General features: G+C 71.7%; 17 protein-coding genes. 9 read left to right on the top strand and 8 right to left on the bottom strand.

Annotation, left to right across the window (positions count from 1 at the left end):
- Positions 1-5 precede the first annotated feature (5 nt).
- The 4 genes from BLV72_RS28630 to BLV72_RS28645 all read right to left on the bottom strand — a co-directional run bounded on the left by BLV72_RS28630 (position 6) and on the right by BLV72_RS28645 (position 2857).
- Positions 6-419 (bottom strand): SAV_915 family protein, encoded by a 414-nt coding sequence (locus tag BLV72_RS28630; RefSeq protein ID WP_093465825.1) that lies wholly within the window; start codon positions 417-419, stop codon positions 6-8.
- 192 nt (positions 420-611) lie between these two features.
- Complete coding sequence (locus BLV72_RS28635) at positions 612-1049, bottom strand: hypothetical protein (protein WP_093465827.1); 438 nt, start codon at positions 1047-1049, stop codon at positions 612-614.
- A complete protein-coding gene (locus tag BLV72_RS28640) occupies positions 1046-1909 on the bottom strand; it encodes a polysaccharide deacetylase family protein (protein ID WP_093465828.1) in 864 nt (287 codons plus the stop codon). The genes BLV72_RS28635 and BLV72_RS28640 overlap by 4 nt, the downstream gene beginning before the upstream one ends.
- 42 nt (positions 1910-1951) lie before the next feature.
- Entirely contained in the window at positions 1952-2857 is a 906-nt protein-coding gene (locus tag BLV72_RS28645) for a MurR/RpiR family transcriptional regulator (protein ID WP_093465829.1), read from the bottom strand.
- Between the two features lie 121 nt (positions 2858-2978).
- On the opposite strand from BLV72_RS28645, the gene BLV72_RS28650 reads away from it, so the two are divergent.
- The 7 genes from BLV72_RS28650 to BLV72_RS28680 all read left to right on the top strand — a co-directional run bounded on the left by BLV72_RS28650 (position 2979) and on the right by BLV72_RS28680 (position 12048).
- Positions 2979-4151 (top strand): C45 family autoproteolytic acyltransferase/hydrolase, encoded by a 1173-nt coding sequence (locus BLV72_RS28650; protein ID WP_093465831.1) that lies wholly within the window; start codon positions 2979-2981, stop codon positions 4149-4151.
- Between the two features lie 35 nt (positions 4152-4186).
- Positions 4187-5836, top strand: coding sequence for an ABC transporter substrate-binding protein (locus BLV72_RS28655; RefSeq protein ID WP_093465833.1), 1650 nt, complete (start codon positions 4187-4189; stop codon positions 5834-5836).
- A 4-nt stretch (positions 5837-5840) separates the two neighbouring features.
- Positions 5841-6815 carry an ABC transporter permease gene (locus BLV72_RS28660; protein WP_093465835.1) on the top strand — a complete coding sequence of 325 codons (975 nt, stop codon included), beginning with the start codon at positions 5841-5843 and terminating at the stop codon, positions 6813-6815.
- Entirely contained in the window at positions 6812-7663 is an 852-nt protein-coding gene (locus BLV72_RS28665) for an ABC transporter permease (protein ID WP_093465837.1), read from the top strand. Before BLV72_RS28660 ends, BLV72_RS28665 begins: the two co-directional genes overlap by 4 nt.
- Before the next feature lie 6 nt (positions 7664-7669).
- Positions 7670-8686: an ABC transporter ATP-binding protein gene (locus tag BLV72_RS28670; protein ID WP_093465839.1), complete on the top strand. Its 1017-nt coding sequence runs from the start codon at positions 7670-7672 to the stop codon at positions 8684-8686.
- Positions 8683-9540, top strand: coding sequence for an ABC transporter ATP-binding protein (locus tag BLV72_RS28675; protein WP_093465841.1), 858 nt, complete (start codon positions 8683-8685; stop codon positions 9538-9540). Before BLV72_RS28670 ends, BLV72_RS28675 begins: the two co-directional genes overlap by 4 nt.
- A gap of 183 nt (positions 9541-9723) precedes the next feature.
- Positions 9724-12048, top strand: coding sequence for a glycosyl hydrolase family 95 catalytic domain-containing protein (locus tag BLV72_RS28680; protein ID WP_093465843.1), 2325 nt, complete (start codon positions 9724-9726; stop codon positions 12046-12048).
- Between the two features lie 75 nt (positions 12049-12123).
- Here BLV72_RS28680 and BLV72_RS28685 read toward each other — a convergent pair whose 3' ends face one another.
- Positions 12124-12564 carry an ATP-binding protein gene (locus tag BLV72_RS28685; protein WP_093465845.1) on the bottom strand — a complete coding sequence of 147 codons (441 nt, stop codon included), beginning with the start codon at positions 12562-12564 and terminating at the stop codon, positions 12124-12126.
- Positions 12565-12726: 162 nt separating this feature from the next.
- On the opposite strand from BLV72_RS28685, the gene BLV72_RS28690 reads away from it, so the two are divergent.
- Together BLV72_RS28690 and BLV72_RS28695 are read left to right on the top strand one after the other, a co-directional pair.
- A complete protein-coding gene (locus BLV72_RS28690) occupies positions 12727-13584 on the top strand; it encodes a helix-turn-helix domain-containing protein (protein ID WP_093465847.1) in 858 nt (285 codons plus the stop codon).
- Positions 13581-13766: a DUF397 domain-containing protein gene (locus BLV72_RS28695; protein ID WP_093465849.1), complete on the top strand. Its 186-nt coding sequence runs from the start codon at positions 13581-13583 to the stop codon at positions 13764-13766. The genes BLV72_RS28690 and BLV72_RS28695 overlap by 4 nt, the downstream gene beginning before the upstream one ends.
- A gap of 53 nt (positions 13767-13819) precedes the next feature.
- Here BLV72_RS28695 and BLV72_RS28700 read toward each other — a convergent pair whose 3' ends face one another.
- Genes BLV72_RS28700 through ssuE form a run of 3 tightly spaced genes read right to left on the bottom strand, consistent with a single transcriptional unit; the run spans position 13820 to position 16786 of the window.
- Positions 13820-14980, bottom strand: a complete 1161-nt coding sequence (locus tag BLV72_RS28700; RefSeq protein ID WP_093465851.1) for an LLM class flavin-dependent oxidoreductase — start codon at positions 14978-14980, stop codon at positions 13820-13822.
- A gap of 49 nt (positions 14981-15029) precedes the next feature.
- The gene (locus BLV72_RS28705; protein WP_093465853.1) at positions 15030-16229 is read right to left on the bottom strand and encodes an SfnB family sulfur acquisition oxidoreductase; all 1200 of its coding nucleotides are present in this window, start codon (positions 16227-16229) and stop codon (positions 15030-15032) included.
- A gap of 2 nt (positions 16230-16231) precedes the next feature.
- Positions 16232-16786 (bottom strand): NADPH-dependent FMN reductase, encoded by a 555-nt coding sequence (gene ssuE, locus BLV72_RS28710; protein WP_093465855.1) that lies wholly within the window; start codon positions 16784-16786, stop codon positions 16232-16234.
- Positions 16787-16798 lie beyond the last annotated feature (12 nt).

The following is a 16798-nucleotide window of genomic DNA, read 5'->3' on the forward strand; positions in this document are numbered from 1 at the left end:
CTCCCTCAACCGAGCCACACGCCGAGGATCCCGACGAGGGCCGCGGCCCCTGCCACCCGCAGGGCGCCGGCGGACTGCGGGCGCCATGTGGGCGGGGTGCCGTCGCGGCGCTCCGGCGCCGGCGGTGCGACCTCGCGGACCGCGAGCCGCGGGTCCACGGTGAGCGAGGTGGCGCCGAGCGGCTCGGTGAGGGCGCGCAGCGCCGGTTCGCCGAGCCGGATCCACGGCTGCCGGGTGCCGAGGACGGCGGTCAGTTGCCGCCGGGTGGAGAAGCCGACAGCGGTACGGCCGCCATGGGGGGTACGGAAGATGCGCACGGCGCGGCCGGCGGGCCCCGGCCGGACGGGGACGTACAGGACGCGTCCGGCCGGGACGGGTTCGTCGGGCTCGGGGTCGTCTCCGTACAGACGGTTGGTCATGACGTGCCTCCAGGGGGAGCGGGGAAGGCTCCGGACCGGACAGCGGACCGGGGCCCGGACAGGACGGTAAGTCCCGCGCCCGGCGGAGGGAGCCGGTCCCTGACGCGACGCTGACGCGGGGACGGGCAGTCTTGACGCGATGCTGTCGGCGGCCACCCGCGCACGCGGCCGTGCCCGCCCTCCTCCGCAGCGTCATGGCCCCGTCGGCGGCGGCGGGGAGGAGTGCCAGGTGGCCCGCACCCGCTGCGGGTGGGCGTCCGGTTCCGACCCCGGCCCCGGACTCGCCGTCCGTCGCCAGTGCTCGGCCACCTGTGCTCCCGTGGCGAACCACACGTCGTCGTGTCCGCGGATGTGGTCCAGCAGTTCCTCGAGCAGCAGCGCCCGCCCCGGCTTGCCGATGGACTGCGGGTCGAGGGCCGGTATCCAGCACAGACCGAGGGTCTTGGGCCGGTGTCGGGCGGACGGGTGCAGCCGGAGCCAGAACAGTTCGGCGTCCAGGGTGAAGGTCAGCGCCACCGCGCAGCGGGCGCCCTCCGGCCACCGCGGGCGCGGTTGCCGCCGCCGGACTCCGGTGCTGCCAGTCCCGACGGTACCGCCGCTGCCGTGGGTGGGCGGGTCCGTCCTCGTCATGCCACGCTCCTCGGGGGCTGCGCCTGCGACCGCCACCAGTCGGCGATCTGGGCGCCCGTGGCGAACCACACGTCGCCGGTGCGCCCGATGTGGTCCAGCAGGCGCTCCAGGGCGCGTACCCGCTGGGGTTTGCCGATGACCTGGGGGTGCAGCATCAGGACGTAGCACAGGCCCCAGCGGTGGTAGCCGTCGAACTCGCGGCGCCAGTTGTCGAAGGTGGCGAGGGTGCCGGCGATGCGGTCCAGGCCGGGTGGCTCGGGTGAGGATTCGTTGTAGACGAACTGCTGGTAGTCGTCCAGCTCCCAGTGGGCGGGGATCTCGATCAGGTCCGTGGTGCGGCCGTCGATCTCCCAGCGGTAGGGCCGGTCGTCGCCGCGCATGGAGCTGGAGTAGGAGAAGCCCAGCTCCTCCAGGAGTGACGGGGTGTCGGCGGCGATGTCGCCGCTGGGGCTGCGGAACCCCACCGCCCGTACCCCGGCCGTGCGTTCCAGCCGGTCCTGGCTGCGCTCGATGATGTCGCGCTGGGCCGCGCGGGGGTGGTCGAAGAAGGTCTCGTGCAGCCAGCCGTGATGGCCGAGCTCATGGCCGGAGGCGGCGATGTCCTTCACCAGGGCGGGCCACTGTTCGACGATCTTGCCCGGGACGAAGAAGGTGGCGGGCAGCCCGCGGTCCTCCAGCAGATCCAGCAGGCGCGGGGCGCCCCTCCAGGGGCCGTACGCGCCGATGGAGAAGGCCCGCGCGTCGTCGCATCGCCCGGTGGAGCGGTCGTCGAGCCACAGGGTGGGGCCGTCCACGTCGAAGCTGAGCATGACGGCGCAGCGGGCCCCGTCCGGCCAGACGGGCGGCGGTTCGCGGTGCATGGCGTCCTTTGATCCTCGAGGGCCGCGGGGTCCGGCCCGTGGTCAGCTCTTGCGTGGCCGGGGCTCGGCCCGGTCGATCAACTGACCGCGCAGCACGGTGAGTTGATGGGATGCTTCGACGGCCCGGGGTTCGTCCAGTGAGGCGAGGGCCAGGACGAGGGTGTCCATGACGACGATGCCCGCCAGCGATTCGGCGGTGATGCCGGTGGGCGTGTGCGGGGCGCTGATCACCACATCGGCGTGGGTGGCCAGCGGGCCCGTGGGGACGTCGGTGACCAGCACGACGCCCGCGCCGACGGCCCGCGCCCGGTCGATGAGCACGGTGAACTCCCGCAGCCGGCGGCCGGGATGGAGGATCACCACCGCGTCTCCGCGGCCGAGCCCCAGCAGTTCGTCGGCCATGGTGAAGCCGGTGGCGCCGACGAAGCGCGCCCGGCGGCCGGCTCGGCGCAGCTTCAGCACCAGATGCCGGGCGGCGAGTTCCGAGGCGCCGACGCCGTAGGCGACCACCTCGGGCGCGTCCGCCAGCATTTGCACCGCTTGCTTGAGCACATCCGTCTCCAGCAGGCGGCGGCACTGGTCCAGACGCTCCGCGGCCTCGTCGAAGACCCGGTCCTTGACCTGGTCCAGATCGTGACGGCCGACGTGGGCGATGCGCTGCTTGAGCCGCTCCTCGGGGGCGGTCGCGGAGGTGAAGCCGGCGGCCAGCTCCCGCTTGAGCGCGGGCAGCCCCGCGTAGCCGAGGCGCTGCAGGGCGCGGACGACGGTGGCGTTGCTGGTGCCGCTGGCCGCGCCCAGCTCCTGTGCGCTCGCGAAGAGCAGATTCTCCGGCGGGGCGCTCACCAGGTACTGGGCCACCACCCGCTCGGAAGCGGACAGCTCACCCCACATGTCCCGGACCGCGGAGGCCAGCCGTGTCGCCCCGGTAACGTTTTTCGGTTCGCTCATTACAGCTATTGACTTCCCTGTGACGGACATTACTATCTGGGCTCATCGTTCCAAGAACGCGGATTTCTGAAACCAACATTACAGCCCCTCGTGGGTCCGGGCCTCAGAACACAGGAGTGCCATGACAGCCGCCACCCTCCCCATCGTCGAGATCTCCGGCCCGCCGGCCGAGCGCGGCCGCCAGTACGGCGAGGCGGCGCGCGGAAGAATCGGAGCGGCGCTCGGCTACTACGAGCAGGCGTTCGGCGAATCGTCGGGGCTGACCTGGGACCAGGTCACCGCGCGCGCCGAGCGCTGGCTGAAGCCGGTGCGCGCCTACGCGCCCGAACTCGTCGAGGAGATGGGCGGGATCGCCGACGGGGCGGGGGTCGGGCTCCTGGACGTGCTCGCGCTGAACGCCCGCGGCGAGATCATCTACGACCAGACCTTCGCCCGGATGCGCGCCCGGGCGGAGGCCCCGGCGGACGTCACCGACGACCGGGAGGTGACCGACGGCTGTACGTCCTTCGCCGTGCTGGGGGAGGCGAGCGGTGACGGCCACGTCTACTGCGGCCAGAACTGGGACTGGCGGGCGGGCGTCGCGGACACCGTCATGATGCTCCGGATCGTCCAGCCCCCGCACCCCACCGTGATCATGCAGGTGGAGGCCGGGCAGATCGGCCGCCAGGGCGCCAACTCCGCGGGCGTCGCCCTCAACGCCAATGGTCTCGGCGGCCGTTTCGACGACGCCATCGGGCTGCCCCAGACCGTGATCCGCCGCCGTGTCCTGGACAGCGAGTCGATCAGCGGGGCGGTCGACGTGCTGTGCCGCACCCGTGGCCACATCGCCAGCAACGCCCTGCTGACCTGCCGCGAAGGCTTCGCCCTCGACCTGGAGACCACGCCGGGCGCACACGGCTGGATGTATCCCACCGAGGGGCTGCTCGTCCACGGCAACCACTACCAGACCACCGTCCCCGTCCAACTCGCCGCCCGCTACCGCCCCGAGTCCTCCGACTCGCTGATCCGGGTGCCCCGGGCCGAGGCCGGTCTGCGCCGGCTCCGCGAGGCCACCGCGCCGGACGAGTCGCGCAAGCTGATCCACCAGGCCATGTCCGACCACCTCGGCCACCCCGAGGGGCTGTGCACCCACCCCGACACCCGGCAGCCCGAGGTCAAGTGGTGGGCGACGCTGCTGTCCTCCTGCGTGGACCTGACCACCGGCGACTACCACGTGACCCCGGGCACCCCCTGCGACCACGAATACCAGCACCTGCCCTGGAACCTCTACGACGGTCCGCACGCCCCCAACTGACGCGTCTTCACGTCCGAACGACCAGAGAGCCTGCCATGAGAACCAAGCTCTGTACCACCGCAGTCGGCCTCGCGGGAGCCCTGCTGTTCACCGCCGGGTGCTCCGGCGCGGCCTCCGGGTCCGGCGGCGCGACCGTGAATCCCGCCAAGCTCAAGCTCACCGACACCACGCCCAAGGCCACCGGCGCGGCCACCACGGTGAACTGGCTCGTGGAACAGGAACCCGCCTCCCTGGACATGGACGCCCAGGGCGGCAGCAGCACCCGCACCGTGATGGCCAACATCTGCGAGCGGCTGCTCCTGCTCCGGCCCGACATGACCACCACACCGCGGCTGGCGAAGAAGGCCGAGTACACCGGCGACAAGAAGCTCGTCCTCACCCTCCGCGACGACGTCACCTTCCACGACGGCGCCAAGATGACCGCCGACGACGTGGTGTGGAGCCTCAAGCGGCACGCCCGGCCGGAGATGAACGAGTCGGACGAGTACGAGGACGTCGACACGATCGCCAAGACCGGTCCGTCCGAGGTCACCATCACCTTCAAGAAGCCGAGCGCCCTGTTCACCAAGGCCCTGGCCGGTGACGCCGGGATCATCATGGAGCGCAAGGCGGTGGAGAAGCAGGGCGACGACTTCGGCACCCCCGGCCACCCCGACGCCTGCACCGGACCGTACAAGCTGAAGAGCTGGGACTCCGGCTCCGCCCTCACCATCGAGCGCTACGCGGACTACTGGGACGGGAGCGTCCGCCCGCTGACGAAGGAGGTCGTCTTCCGCTGGGCCTCCGGCAGCGCACTGGTCAACTCCATCTCCACGGGTGCCGCCGACGGCGCCTATCTGACGGCCACCGGCCCCGCCGCCGTCCTGTCCGAGAAGAAGGGCATCCGCGCCTACTACGGACAGAGCACCACCGCCTGGTCGCTCAGCCCCACCAAGAGCGGTGCGCTGAAGGACGCCCGGCTGCGCAAGGCGCTGTCGCTGGCCATGGACCGTAAGGGCATCGCCAAGTCCGGCTTCAACGGCCTCGCCGAGCCCTGGGCCACCCCCGTGGGCCCCGGGGCGTGGGGCTATGAGAAGGCCGCCTTCCAGAAGGCGCAGAAGGACCTGGAGCACAACGGCGCCTACACCGCCTCGCCGTCGTCGGGCGACATCGCGCGGGCGAAGAAGCTGGTCGAGCGGGCCGGTGCGCCCGGCGAGCCGATCGTCGTCTCCAGCGACGGCAGCGAGAGCCAGACGGTCATCACCAACGCGGTGCGCGGCGCGGCCCAGAAGATCGGGCTGAAGGTGACCGTCAAGACGATCGCCTCCAGCCGCTACGACGAGTTCTTCTCCGACCCGAAGTCCCGGGACGGCTTCGACCTGATCCCGGTCGACTGGTACATTTCCAAGGCCGACCCGGCGGGCTTCTACGACAACGGCATCACCGGCAACGCCAACAACTGGCTCGGCTACTCGGACAAGGGCTATGACGCCCTCGTCGGCAAGGCCCAGCAGACCATCGACGACCGCGAGCGCGCGAAGCTCGTCATCGACGCGCAGGCCAAGTTCGCCGACGACGCGGTGTGGATCCCGCTGGTGCAGGTGCCCTCGGTGATGGTGCTCGGCGACAAGTACACCGGCCCCCCGGCGTCCATGGTGTCGATGTACTACCCGTGGGCCGCCGACCTCGGCACGAAGAAGGGCTGACACCATGATCCGCGGACTGCCGCGGCGGATCGCCGGCCTGCTCGCCACGCTGCTCGCCGCCTCGTTCGTCATCTTCGCCGCCGTCTACGCGGCCCCCGGGGACCCCGCCGTCCTTCTCTCCGGCAGCAGACAGGAACTCACCCCGGAGAAGCTCGCGGCGGTCCGCGCGGAGCACCACCTCGACGATCCGCTCGTCGTCCAGTACGGCCGGTGGCTGTGGGACGGCCTCCAGGGCGACCTGGGCCGGTCGTTCCAGTACCGCGACCACGTGGCCGACCTGATCGGCGCCCGGCTGCCGACCACCCTGGAACTCGTCGCCTACGCCACGGTGTTCTTCGTGGTGCTGGGCGTCGGCTCCGGGGTGCTGGCCGCGCTGCGCCGCGGCTGGGTGGACTCGGCGGTCGTCGGCGGCACCACACTCGCCGCCTCCGTCCCCGCCTTCGTCGCGGCCATCGCGCTGGTCTCCCTGTTCGGGGTGCGTCTTGGCTGGTTCCCGGTGACCGGCCAGGGCGAGGGGCTCACCGGACGGCTGCACCATCTGACGCTGCCCGCGTTCACGCTGGCCCTCAGCGCGCTCGCCGTGATCAGCCGGGTCACCCGGCAGGCGATGGCCGAGGCATACGCCTCCGACCACGTGGAGGCCGCCCGCGCCTCCGGACAGACGGAGCGCCAGATCGTCGTCCGCCATGTGCTGCGCAACGCGCTCGGCCCCATCGTCACCATGTGCGGCCTGGTCATGGCGGGCATGCTCGCCGGAACGGTGGTGGTCGAGACCGCCTTCGGCCTCAGCGGCGTCGGCTCACTGCTGGTGAGCGCCATCACCACCCACGACTTCCCGGTCACCCAGGCGGTGCTGCTGCTGATGGTCATCGGCTATGTCGTGGTGACCACCCTGGTCGACCTGGTCCATCCGCTGATCGACCCCCGGGTCGCGCCGGGCGGCACACCGGGACGCAAGCCGGAAGGAAAGACCGCATGACGACGGTGACTGCCGGGGCCTTGATCCCGGTGCGGGTACGGACCCGACGGCCGATACAGGTGATGCTCGCGGGCGGCTTCCTCGCCCTGGTCGTGGTGGCGGCGGTATGCGCTCCCCTGATCGCCCCGCACGCGCCCGACGCGGTCGACCTGTCCGCCTCGCTCGCGGGGACCACCTCCGACCATCCGCTGGGCACCGACGCCTCGGGACAGGACCTGCTCTCCCGGGTCCTGTACGGCGCCCGGTCCAGCCTGCTGGCGCCCCTGGCCCTGCTCGCGCTGGCCGCGCTGCTCGGCGTCACCATCGGCACGGTCGCGGCGTGGCGCGGCGGCTGGGTGGACACCCTGCTCTCGCGGGTGACCGATGTGATGTACGCCTTCCCGGGCCTGCTCTTCGTCGTCCTGGTGATCGCGGTCTTCGGCGACGGCCTCACCACGTCGATCGTCGCCCTGGGGCTCGCCTACGCGCCGACCATCGCGCGCTACACCCGCAGCCTCGCCCTCGCCGAGCGGTCCCAGCCGTATATCGACGCCTACCGGGTCCAGGGCATGAGCGGGACCCGGATCTGCGTACGCCACCTCGTGCCCAATCTGGCCGGTGCCCTCGTCGGCTATCTCGTGGTGCTCTTCGGCGAGGGGCTGATGAGCCTGGCCACCCTCAGCTATCTGGGCTTCGGCGCCGGATCGCCCTCGATCGACTGGGGGCTGATGGTGCAGGAGGGGCAGGACGCCGTGGTGCAGGAGGCGCTGCTGCCGGCCCTCGTACCGGGCGCGGCCATCGCCGCCGTCGTGGTGGCCTTCAACATCGTCGGGGTCTGGGTCTCGGACCGGCTGGGCAAGGGGAGGTAGGCGGCCATGCTGCTGGACATCGAGGATCTCACCATCCGGCTGCCGGAAGGCGCCGCCGCCCGGCCGATGCTCGCCGAGGTGTCGCTGAGGGTCGGCAGGGGTGAAGTGGTCGGCCTGGTCGGCGAGTCCGGCTCCGGCAAGTCCACGACGGCCCGGGCGGTGCTGCGGATGCTGCCCGACGGGGCGCGGACCTCCGGCTCCGTACGGGTGGACGGCGAGGACGTGCTCTCCATGGACCCGGCCCGGCTGCGCCGGCACCGCTCCCACACCGTCTCCATGATCTTCCAGGACCCGCGCTCGGCGATGAACCCGGTCCGCCGGATCGGCGACTTCCTCACCGATCCGCTCACCCGGGTCCTGGGCCTCTCCCGCCGCGCCGCGGTGGCGAAGGCGGTAGAGCTGCTGGCCTCGGTGGGCCTGCCCGACCCGGAGCGCCGGATGCGCCAGCGGCCGCATGAGCTGTCCGGCGGCATGCTGCAGCGGGTCGTGATCGCCGCCGCCCTGTCCACCGGCCCCGACCTCCTCCTCGCCGACGAGGCGACGAGCGCGCTGGACGCGACCACCCAGGCGGAGGTCCTGGCCCTGCTGCGGGGCATCCAGGAGGAGCGGCGGCGGGACGGCAGCGGCCTGGGCACGCTCTTCATCACCCACGATCTGCCCCTCGCGGCGGCCTACTGCGACCGCGTGTACGTGATGTACGCGGGCCGCGTGGTGGAACACCAGCCCGCCCACGGGCTCTTCGCCGATCCCAGGCATCCCTACACCCGCGGCCTGCTGGAGTGCTCGCCCACCCTGGACGACGACCGCGAACCGCGCCCCATCCCCGGCCGCCCGCCGTCCCTGTCCGACGCCTTCACCGGCTGCCCCTTCGTCCCGCGCTGCGCACGGGCCGAGGCGGAGTGCGAGAGCTGGGCGCCGGTGGCAGTTCCGTTCGGCGGCGGTGACGGCGACGGCGACGGACCGCAGGACGGCGGCTCCGCGGCCTGCCGCCGACTGGAACTCGTATCGAGGAGCAGCGCATGACCGAGCCCGCACTCGTCGTACAGGGGCTGCGCAAGAGCTATGCGCTCCCGGGCGGTGGCCGGACGACGGCCGTGGACGATGTCTCGTTCTCCGTGCCGGCCGGCGGCTCGCTGGGCATCGTCGGGGAGTCCGGTTCCGGCAAGACCACGGTGGCCCGGATCCTGGTGGACCTGGTGCGCCCCGACGCGGGGACGATCACGGTGAACGGGCGGGGGCGCACGCCCGGGCGACGCGGCGGCCGCATGCCGCTCGGCCCGGGCGCGCGCAGGGCGGCCCGGCTGGGCCGCGCCCGCGAGATCCAGATCGTCTTCCAGGACCCGTATGTATCGCTCGACCCGCGCCTGACCGCGCGGCAGTGTCTGCGCACCGCCCTGCGGCTGCACGGCCGGCACGAGGGGCAGGCCGCCACCGACCGGATCGCCGAACTGCTCGACCAGGTGGGCCTGGGCAAGCGGGAGGGCGACGCCCGCCCGCGGGGTCTGTCCGGCGGGCAGCGCCAGCGGCTGGCCATCGCCCGCGCGCTCGCCGTGGAACCGGAGGTGCTGGTCCTGGACGAGGCGGTGGCGGCGCTGGACGTCTCCATCCAGGCGCAGATCCTCCGGCTGCTCGCCGACATCCGCCGGGAGACCGGCGTGGCCCTGGTCTTCGTCAGCCATGACCTGGCCGTCGTACGGCACATCACGGACGACACACTGGTGATGCGGCGCGGCCGCGCGGTCGAGACGGGCCCGACGGCCCGGGTGCTGGACACCCCGGCGGATCCGTACACCCGGCTCCTGCTGTCGTCGGTGCCGCACGACGGCTGGGATCCGGCGGAGACGGTACGGCTGCGGGCGGAGCTCGCCGAGCTGTGACCGCGACCGCCGATGGCGAGACATCGGCTCACTCTGGCCCTCGACGGCTCAATGTGAGGAGCTGAGCCCGCCTCACCTGCGAAGACGTAACCCGCCGAATTTCTATACGTCGGAGGTATTCCCAGGTGCTCATGTGCCCTGCACCATGCCGGTAGTTCACCACCGGATAGGGGAGGCACATACGTGACCGCGCCAACAGGGAACGGGATCTCTCGCAGAGGTGTGATCGGCACGGCCGCCGCGGTCGGCGCCGGCGGCTGGTCGGCCGGATCCGGCACCGCCTGGGCCGCTCCCCAGGTGTCCGGCGGAGCGGCGGCCCTGCCCGAACGGATGGTCAGGGCCGCCGCCCCGCGGTGGCGGCGGATGCCCGGCGACTGGAAGGACGGCCCCTTCCTGGCCAACGGCCTGCTCGGCGCGGTGGTGTACAAGGGTGCGACGCCCAATTCCGTGAAGGTCATGCTCAGCCACACCCAGGTGCAGGACCAGCGCCCCCAGTGGCGCGCCCCCTACGGCTTCTCCCGCCTGCCCATCGGCCACTTCGACCTCACCCTCGCCGGAGAGGTGACCGGTGTCGACTGGACCCTGGACATCTGGGACGCCGAGCTGCGCGGCACCATCACCACCACCCGGGGCAGCGTCCGCTTCACGATGCTGGTGCACAACGCCCGTAGCGCGCTGCTGATCTCCACCCGGCCCAGCGCCGGTGAGGAGGCCGCGGCCTGGTCGTTCACCTGGATGCCCGCGGCCTCCCCTCGGACCAAGGACAAGCCCGCCGACTACACGGGCAACCCCGACCCCCGCACCGGCTCCGCGGGCGCCACCCACTACGTCGAACAGCCGCTGATCGCGGGCGGCGGATGGACCACCGCCTGGCGGGAACGGCGCGTGGGCACCGGCAGGCTGCTGGCCGCCCATATCGTCTACCGCCACCCCGAGGACCTGTCGCACACCACCCGACTGGCCGTCGGCGAGGTGGCCCGGACCCTGGCCACCGACCCCGGCGACCTGGTGCGCTCCCACCGCGCCTGGTGGCACCGCTTCTACCGGCACAGCCTGGTCTCCGTACCCGACAAGCGGCTGCAGAGCTTCTACTGGATCCAGCTCTACAAGGTCGCCTGCGCCACCCGCGCCGACGGGCCCTCGATGTCCGAATGGGGGCCGTGGTACCCGGAGACCGGCGGGAGCTGGACCGCGGTCTGGTGGAATCTCAACGTCCAGATCGCCACCTGGCTGGTCCAGGGCTCCAATCACCTCGAACTCGACTCCGTCACGTCCACCTTCAAGGAGTTCGAGAAGAATCTGCCGCTGTCCGTCCCGCCGGAGTACCGCGACGGCGACACCTACGCTCTCGCCCACCCCTCCGACTGGCTGTTGCGCCCCGGCGACAAGACCGTCGGCATCCCCGGCACCGCCACCAAGACCGACAACAACGGCAATCTCATCTGGGCCATGCACAACGTCTGGCTCAGCTACCGCCACACCATGGACATCCGCATCGTGCGCGACGTCCTCTACCCGATCCTCGCCAAGGCGGTGAACTTCTACGACCACTTCCTCCACGAGGGCGGCGACGGCAAGCTGCATCTGCCGCTGACCCGCTCACCGGAGTGGGCGGACGCCGAGGACTGCACCTACGACCTCTCCCTGCTCCGCTGGGGCTGCGCCACCCTCCTGGACTGTCTGCGCATCCTCCGCACCGACCACCCCCGCGCCCGGCGCTGGCGGGAGATCCTCGACCGCCTCGTGGCCTACCCTCGCGATGCCACCGGCATCATGATCGGCGCCGAGAAGCCGCTCACCGAGTCCCACCGTCACTTCTCCCATATGCTCTGGCTCTACCCGCTGCACGAGCTGGACTGGGACCGCCCGGCCGACCGGGACATCATGCGGACCACCTTCGACCACTGGGTCAAGGACCGCAGCCTGTGGGCCGGTTACAGCTACGCCGTCGCCTCCTCCATGGCCTCGCGCATGGAACGGCCCGAGGAGGCCCTCGACTTCCTCACCTTCCTCACGGACGGCAACCTGATCAAGAACGCCTGGATCACCCCGAACACCATGTACGTCGAGGGCGGCAACCTCGCCACCGAAAGTCCCCTGACCGCGGCCCAGTCGATCCTCGAGATGGCCGTCCAGAGCCACAACGGCGTCCTGCGGGTCTTCCCCTCCGTCTCCCGCCGCTGGCCCGACCTCTCGGTCCACTCGCTGCGCACCCAGGGCGCCTTCCTCGTGGACGCCGACCGCTCGGGCGGGCGCACCCGCTGGATACGCGTCCACAGCGAGGCCGGTGCCCCGCTCGTCCTGCACCACGGCATCCCGGGCCCGATCGACGTCCGCGACCACCGGGGCCGCCCCCTCCGCTACCGCACCACCGGCCCCGGCCGCATCGAGATCCCCCTCGCCCGCGACGCGACGGCCCTCATCACCCCCCGGGGCCACCGCCCGGACCCGGCCCCGCGCGATGTCCCGGCCGTCGGCGACGCCAAGCCGTGGGGACTGCCGGACTGAGCCGTCACCGCCATAGCAGGCGATGAGTGCACCCCTGCCGAAGAGCAGGGGTGCGCCGTGCCCGCGACCCGCGGGTCAGCCGGGGCGGGAGTCCAGCTCCGCCCACACCGTCTTGCCCACCGGATGGTGTGGCTCGGTGCCCCAGCGGTCGGCGAGCGCGTCCACCAGCAGCAGGCCGCGCCCGGTTTCACGGTCCGGGGGAGGAGTGGTCGGCTGGAGGGTGGGCTGCCGCTCGCCCCGTGTGTCGGTGACCTCGATGCGGAGGGTTTCGGTGGCGCCGTCGAGGACGAGGCCGAGCCGGAAGTCGCGGCCCGGTACGCGCCCGTGCAGCGCCGCGTTGGCACTCAGCTCGGCGGTGATCGCCACGGCGCGATCGGCGACGTCGGGTGACACCGGCCAGGCGCGCAGCTGCTCCACGGCGAGCAGCCGGGCCAGCCGGGCTCCGCGCCGCGTGGAGGACAGGCGTTGGGTAAAGGTCCAGTTCGTGGCGGGGAGTTGGGGCGTGCTTGCGTTCATGGGGCCACGGTGGCGGGTGATCGTCGACCTTGGCCAGCACCGCGCCGCGTACGCAGCGTCAGCGTACATGCGCGTTCGGTGGACGGTACACCCGTTGATCCGTCACCCTGGGTGAGTCGAGCGCGGGGGCCCTCGCACGTACGCACCTGGAGGTGTCCGCGTATGACGACCGACAACACCTGTGTGGCCGGGGACGGTGACGGGGAACGGGAGCCCGACCCCTCCGACAGTCTGCGGACCTTCGGGGCCGTGGTCCAGGCCCTCCGCGAACATGCGGGCCTCACTCGGGCTCAGTTCGGGGAGCTGGTCCGATTCTCGAAGCACACCGTGGCGTCGGTGGAGCTGGGGCGGCGCATGCCGGACGAGTCGTTCGTGGAGCGGGCGGAGGAGGTCCTGGGCAACACGGGCGCGCTGCGGAGGGCGGCCCGATTCCTTGCGCGTGGTGAACCGGGGCTCGCGGCGTGGTTCCGGCGGTGGGCGCGGCTGGAGCGGGTGGCGGTGAGCCTGTGCACGTATGAGTGTCGGCTGGTGCCGGGGTTGTTGCAGTCGGAGGGGTATGTGCGGGCCCTCTACGAGAATGACATCCCCCCACTGACCGACCGTGAACTGGAGGAACTGGTCACCGCACGTGTGGAGCGGCAGCGCTTGCTCTACGAAAGGCCCAACACCACGTTCGACTTCATCGTTGAGGAAGCGGTCTTCATGCGCCGCCTTGGCGGAGTCGAGGTGACTCGTGAACTGTTGGACCTCATTTTTGAGCTCGCCTCCTTGCGCAACGTGACACTTCAGATCATGCCGGCGAACTGTGAACAGCACGCGTGCCTTGCTGGGCCCGTTCGGCTAGTGGAGACCCCGGAGAGGCGGCGCTTCGCGTACTCCGAGGGGCAACAGAACGGCCGCCTGATCGCTGACCCGAAAGAGGTGTGCAGGATCGAGATGCGCTATGCCAGACTGCGCTCGCAGGCCCTCTCTCCAAAGGACTCCAGGGGCCTGTTGGAGCGGATGCGAGGAGCGCTATGAGCACACCTGAACGCGATTGGTTCAAGTCCAGCTACAGCAGCGCCCAGAACGACGACTGCGTGGAAGTCGCCGTCACCGAAGAGGCCGTCCACGTACGGGACTCCAAGGACACGACCCGCCCCGGTCTCGCCGTTGGGCATGACGGTTGGGCTCTCTTCGTGCGGTTCGCCGCACACGGCTGAGCCGACGGCGCGCCCGCGGACTCATCGCGGGCGCGACCGACGTCACCGGGCCATCAGGAGCTGCCCGCCGCCGCGAAGGGGACCTGGGCGGTGGGCTGTTCGGGAGCGACGGGCTGGAAGGGATGGGACCACAGGCCCTGCTTGCGCAGCAGGGGCAGGACGCCCTCGCCGAACCAGTACGCCTCCTCCAGATGCGGATAGCCGGACAGGATGAACTCGTCGATGCCGAGGCGGTGGTATTCGCCGATCCGCTCGGCGACCTCGGCGTGGCTGCCCACCAGGGCCGTGCCCGCGCCGCCGCGGACCAGGCCCACACCGGCCCAGAGATTGGGGTAGATCTCGAGGTTGTCCAGGCTGCCGCCGTGCAGGGCGAGCATGCGCTGCTGGCCCTCGGACTCGCTGCGGCCGAGGCCGGCCTGGATGGAACGCACGGTCTCCGGGTCGAAGCCGTCGAGCAGTCGACGTGCCTCGGCCCACGCCTGTTCGGCGGTGTCGCGGGTGATGACGTGCAGCCGGATGCCGAAGCGGATCGTACGGCCCTGTTCGGCGGCGAGGGAGCGGATCCAGGCAATCTTCCGGGCGACCTCGGCGGGGGGTTCGCCCCAGGTGAGGTAGACATCGGAATGGCGGGCGGCGACCTGACCCGCGGCGGGGGAGGAGCCGCCGAAGTACACCTGCGGGAGCGGGTCGGGGAGCCGGGCCAGCTTGGCGCCCTCGACATGGAGGTGTTCACCGGTGGCATCGACGGTCTTGCCGTCCCACAGGTCGCGGACGATCCCCAGGAACTCGCCGGTGCGGGCGTAGCGGGCGTCCTTGTCGAGGAAGTCGCCGTAGCCGCGCTGCTCCTGGCTCTCGCCGCCGGTGACCACGTTGAGCATCAGCCGGCCGCCGGTCTGCCGCTGGTAGGTGGAGGCCATCTGGGCGGCGAAGGTGGGGGAGAGGAAGCCGGGCCGGAAGGCCACCAGGAACTTCAGCCGTTCGGTGTGCTGGCTGACCATCGCGGTGGTCAGCCAGGCGTCCTCGCACCAGGCGCCGGTCGGGGTGAGGGCGCCTTCGAAGCCGAGGTGTTCGGCGGCGCGGGCGATCTGGGAGAGATAGCCGACGGACGGCGGGCGGTCCCCTCCGGCCGAGGTGACGGGGGTGCCATGGCCGCCGCCGACGACATGGCGGCTGTCGCCGTTGGTGGGCAGGAACCAGTGGAAGGTGAGGGACATGGTGCGGCTCCGTTCGGGGGTGAGCGGGGGTGGGGCGGGGGCTACGGGGCTAGAGGAGGCCGTGGCGGGGTGGTTTCGTGCCGTTCAGCACATAGCGGCCGATGTGCTGGACCTTCCAGCGGGCCGGGTCGTGCAGGGTGTGGGTACGGGCGTCCCGCCAGTGGCGGTGCAGGCCCAGGGCGTCCAGGGCCGAGCGGGTGCCGGAGACCTCGAACAGTGAACTGCCCGTCTCCACCGCCGCGTTGGCCGCGGCCACCTTCGCCGCGGCCACCGCGATCGACGCCTCGGCGGCGGTGTCCTCGTCGAGGTGGCCACGGGCGGTGTCCACGGCCCGGGCGGCGGCGGAGAGCAGGGCCTCGGCGCCCCGGACCTGGAGGGCCAGTTCGCCGAAGCGCTGGATGAGCAGCGGATCCTCGGCGGCGGTCTCCAAGCCGCTCTCGAACCAGGGGCGACTCTTGGTGCGGACGAAGGTCACCGCCTCCGCCAGCGCCCCCGAGGCGATCCCGGCGTCGATGGCCGCGTGCAGCAACTGCGCACTGGAACCGTGCAGTTGGGGTCCGCGGAAGGTGAGATGGTGCGGTACGACCCGGTCGGCCGGGACGGGCACGGCCTCCAGCCGGACGGTGCCGCTCGCGGTCGTCCGCTGGCCCATGCCGTCCCAGTCGTCCACGACGGTCAGACCGGGCGCGTCCCGCGGCACGTACGCCACGTGCAGGTCGTCGTCCTCCGCCCGGGCCAGCACCGGGATCCAGTCGGCGAACAGCGCACCGGTGGAGTAGTGCTTGACACCGGTCAGGGTGTACGAGCCGTCGGCGGCCGGGGCGAGGCGGGTGCGGATGTCCTGGAGGTGCCGGGTGCCCGCCTCCGACTGGGCGTTGCCGAACCGCTTCCCCGCCAGCACCTCGCCGAAGAAGAACGCCTGCTGCGCCTCGGTGCCCTGACGGCGCAGCACATGGAGATACGCGAAGTGGCTCTGCGGAATCTGGGCGAGGCTTGCGTCGGCGGTGGCGAGCAGCCGGAACACCTCGGCGAGGGTCACGGCGGACACGTCCGCGCCGCCGTACTCCGCCGGGACGGTGATCGCCGGCAGACCGGACGCGGACAGCCGGTCCAGTTCGGCACGCGGCAGCCTGCGCCGGGCATCGCGCTCGGCGGCGCCGGTACGGAACTCCTCGGCCAGCGCCGCGGCCACCTTCAGCGCCTCGGTGTCATCGGCGATGACATGGGCGGGCTCGGGCAGGGACGACACGGTCAGCTCGCCGCGGCCAGGACGGTGGTGTGGCCGAGCGCCGCCGAGAACTGGTCGACGACCTGCTCCAGCGCTTCGGCGGCCCCCGCCGCCACGCTCACTCCGCCGTCCGGGGCCACCGTGATGTCCTTGTCCAGGGTGAACCAGCCCTGGACGATATGGGCCGCGCCCATCGAGGACAGCACCGGCCGCAGCGCGTAGTCGATGGCCAGCACATGGGCGGTGGTGCCACCGGTGGCCAGCGGCAGCACGGTCTTGCCCGCGAGCGCGTACTGCGGCAGCAGATCCAGCAGGGACTTCAGCAGCCCGGAGTAGGCGGCCTTGTAGACCGGTGTTCCCACGACGAGCCCGTCCGCCTGCTCGACCAGCGCCTTGGCCCGGACGATGGCCGGGTGCGAGAAGTCCGCGCCGAGCAGCGCGGCGGCGGGGAGGGTGCGGACATCGAGCGGCACCACGTGATGGCCCTGGGCGGTCAGCCGGGCGTCCAGATGGCGCAGCAGCCGGGCGGTGCGGGAGGTGGCGGAGGGGGAGCCGGAGAGGGACAGGACGGTGGCCATGAGCAACCCTTC

The sequence above is a fragment of the Streptomyces melanosporofaciens genome (assembly GCF_900105695.1).
Classification (GTDB): Bacteria; Actinomycetota; Actinomycetes; order Streptomycetales; family Streptomycetaceae; genus Streptomyces; species Streptomyces antimycoticus.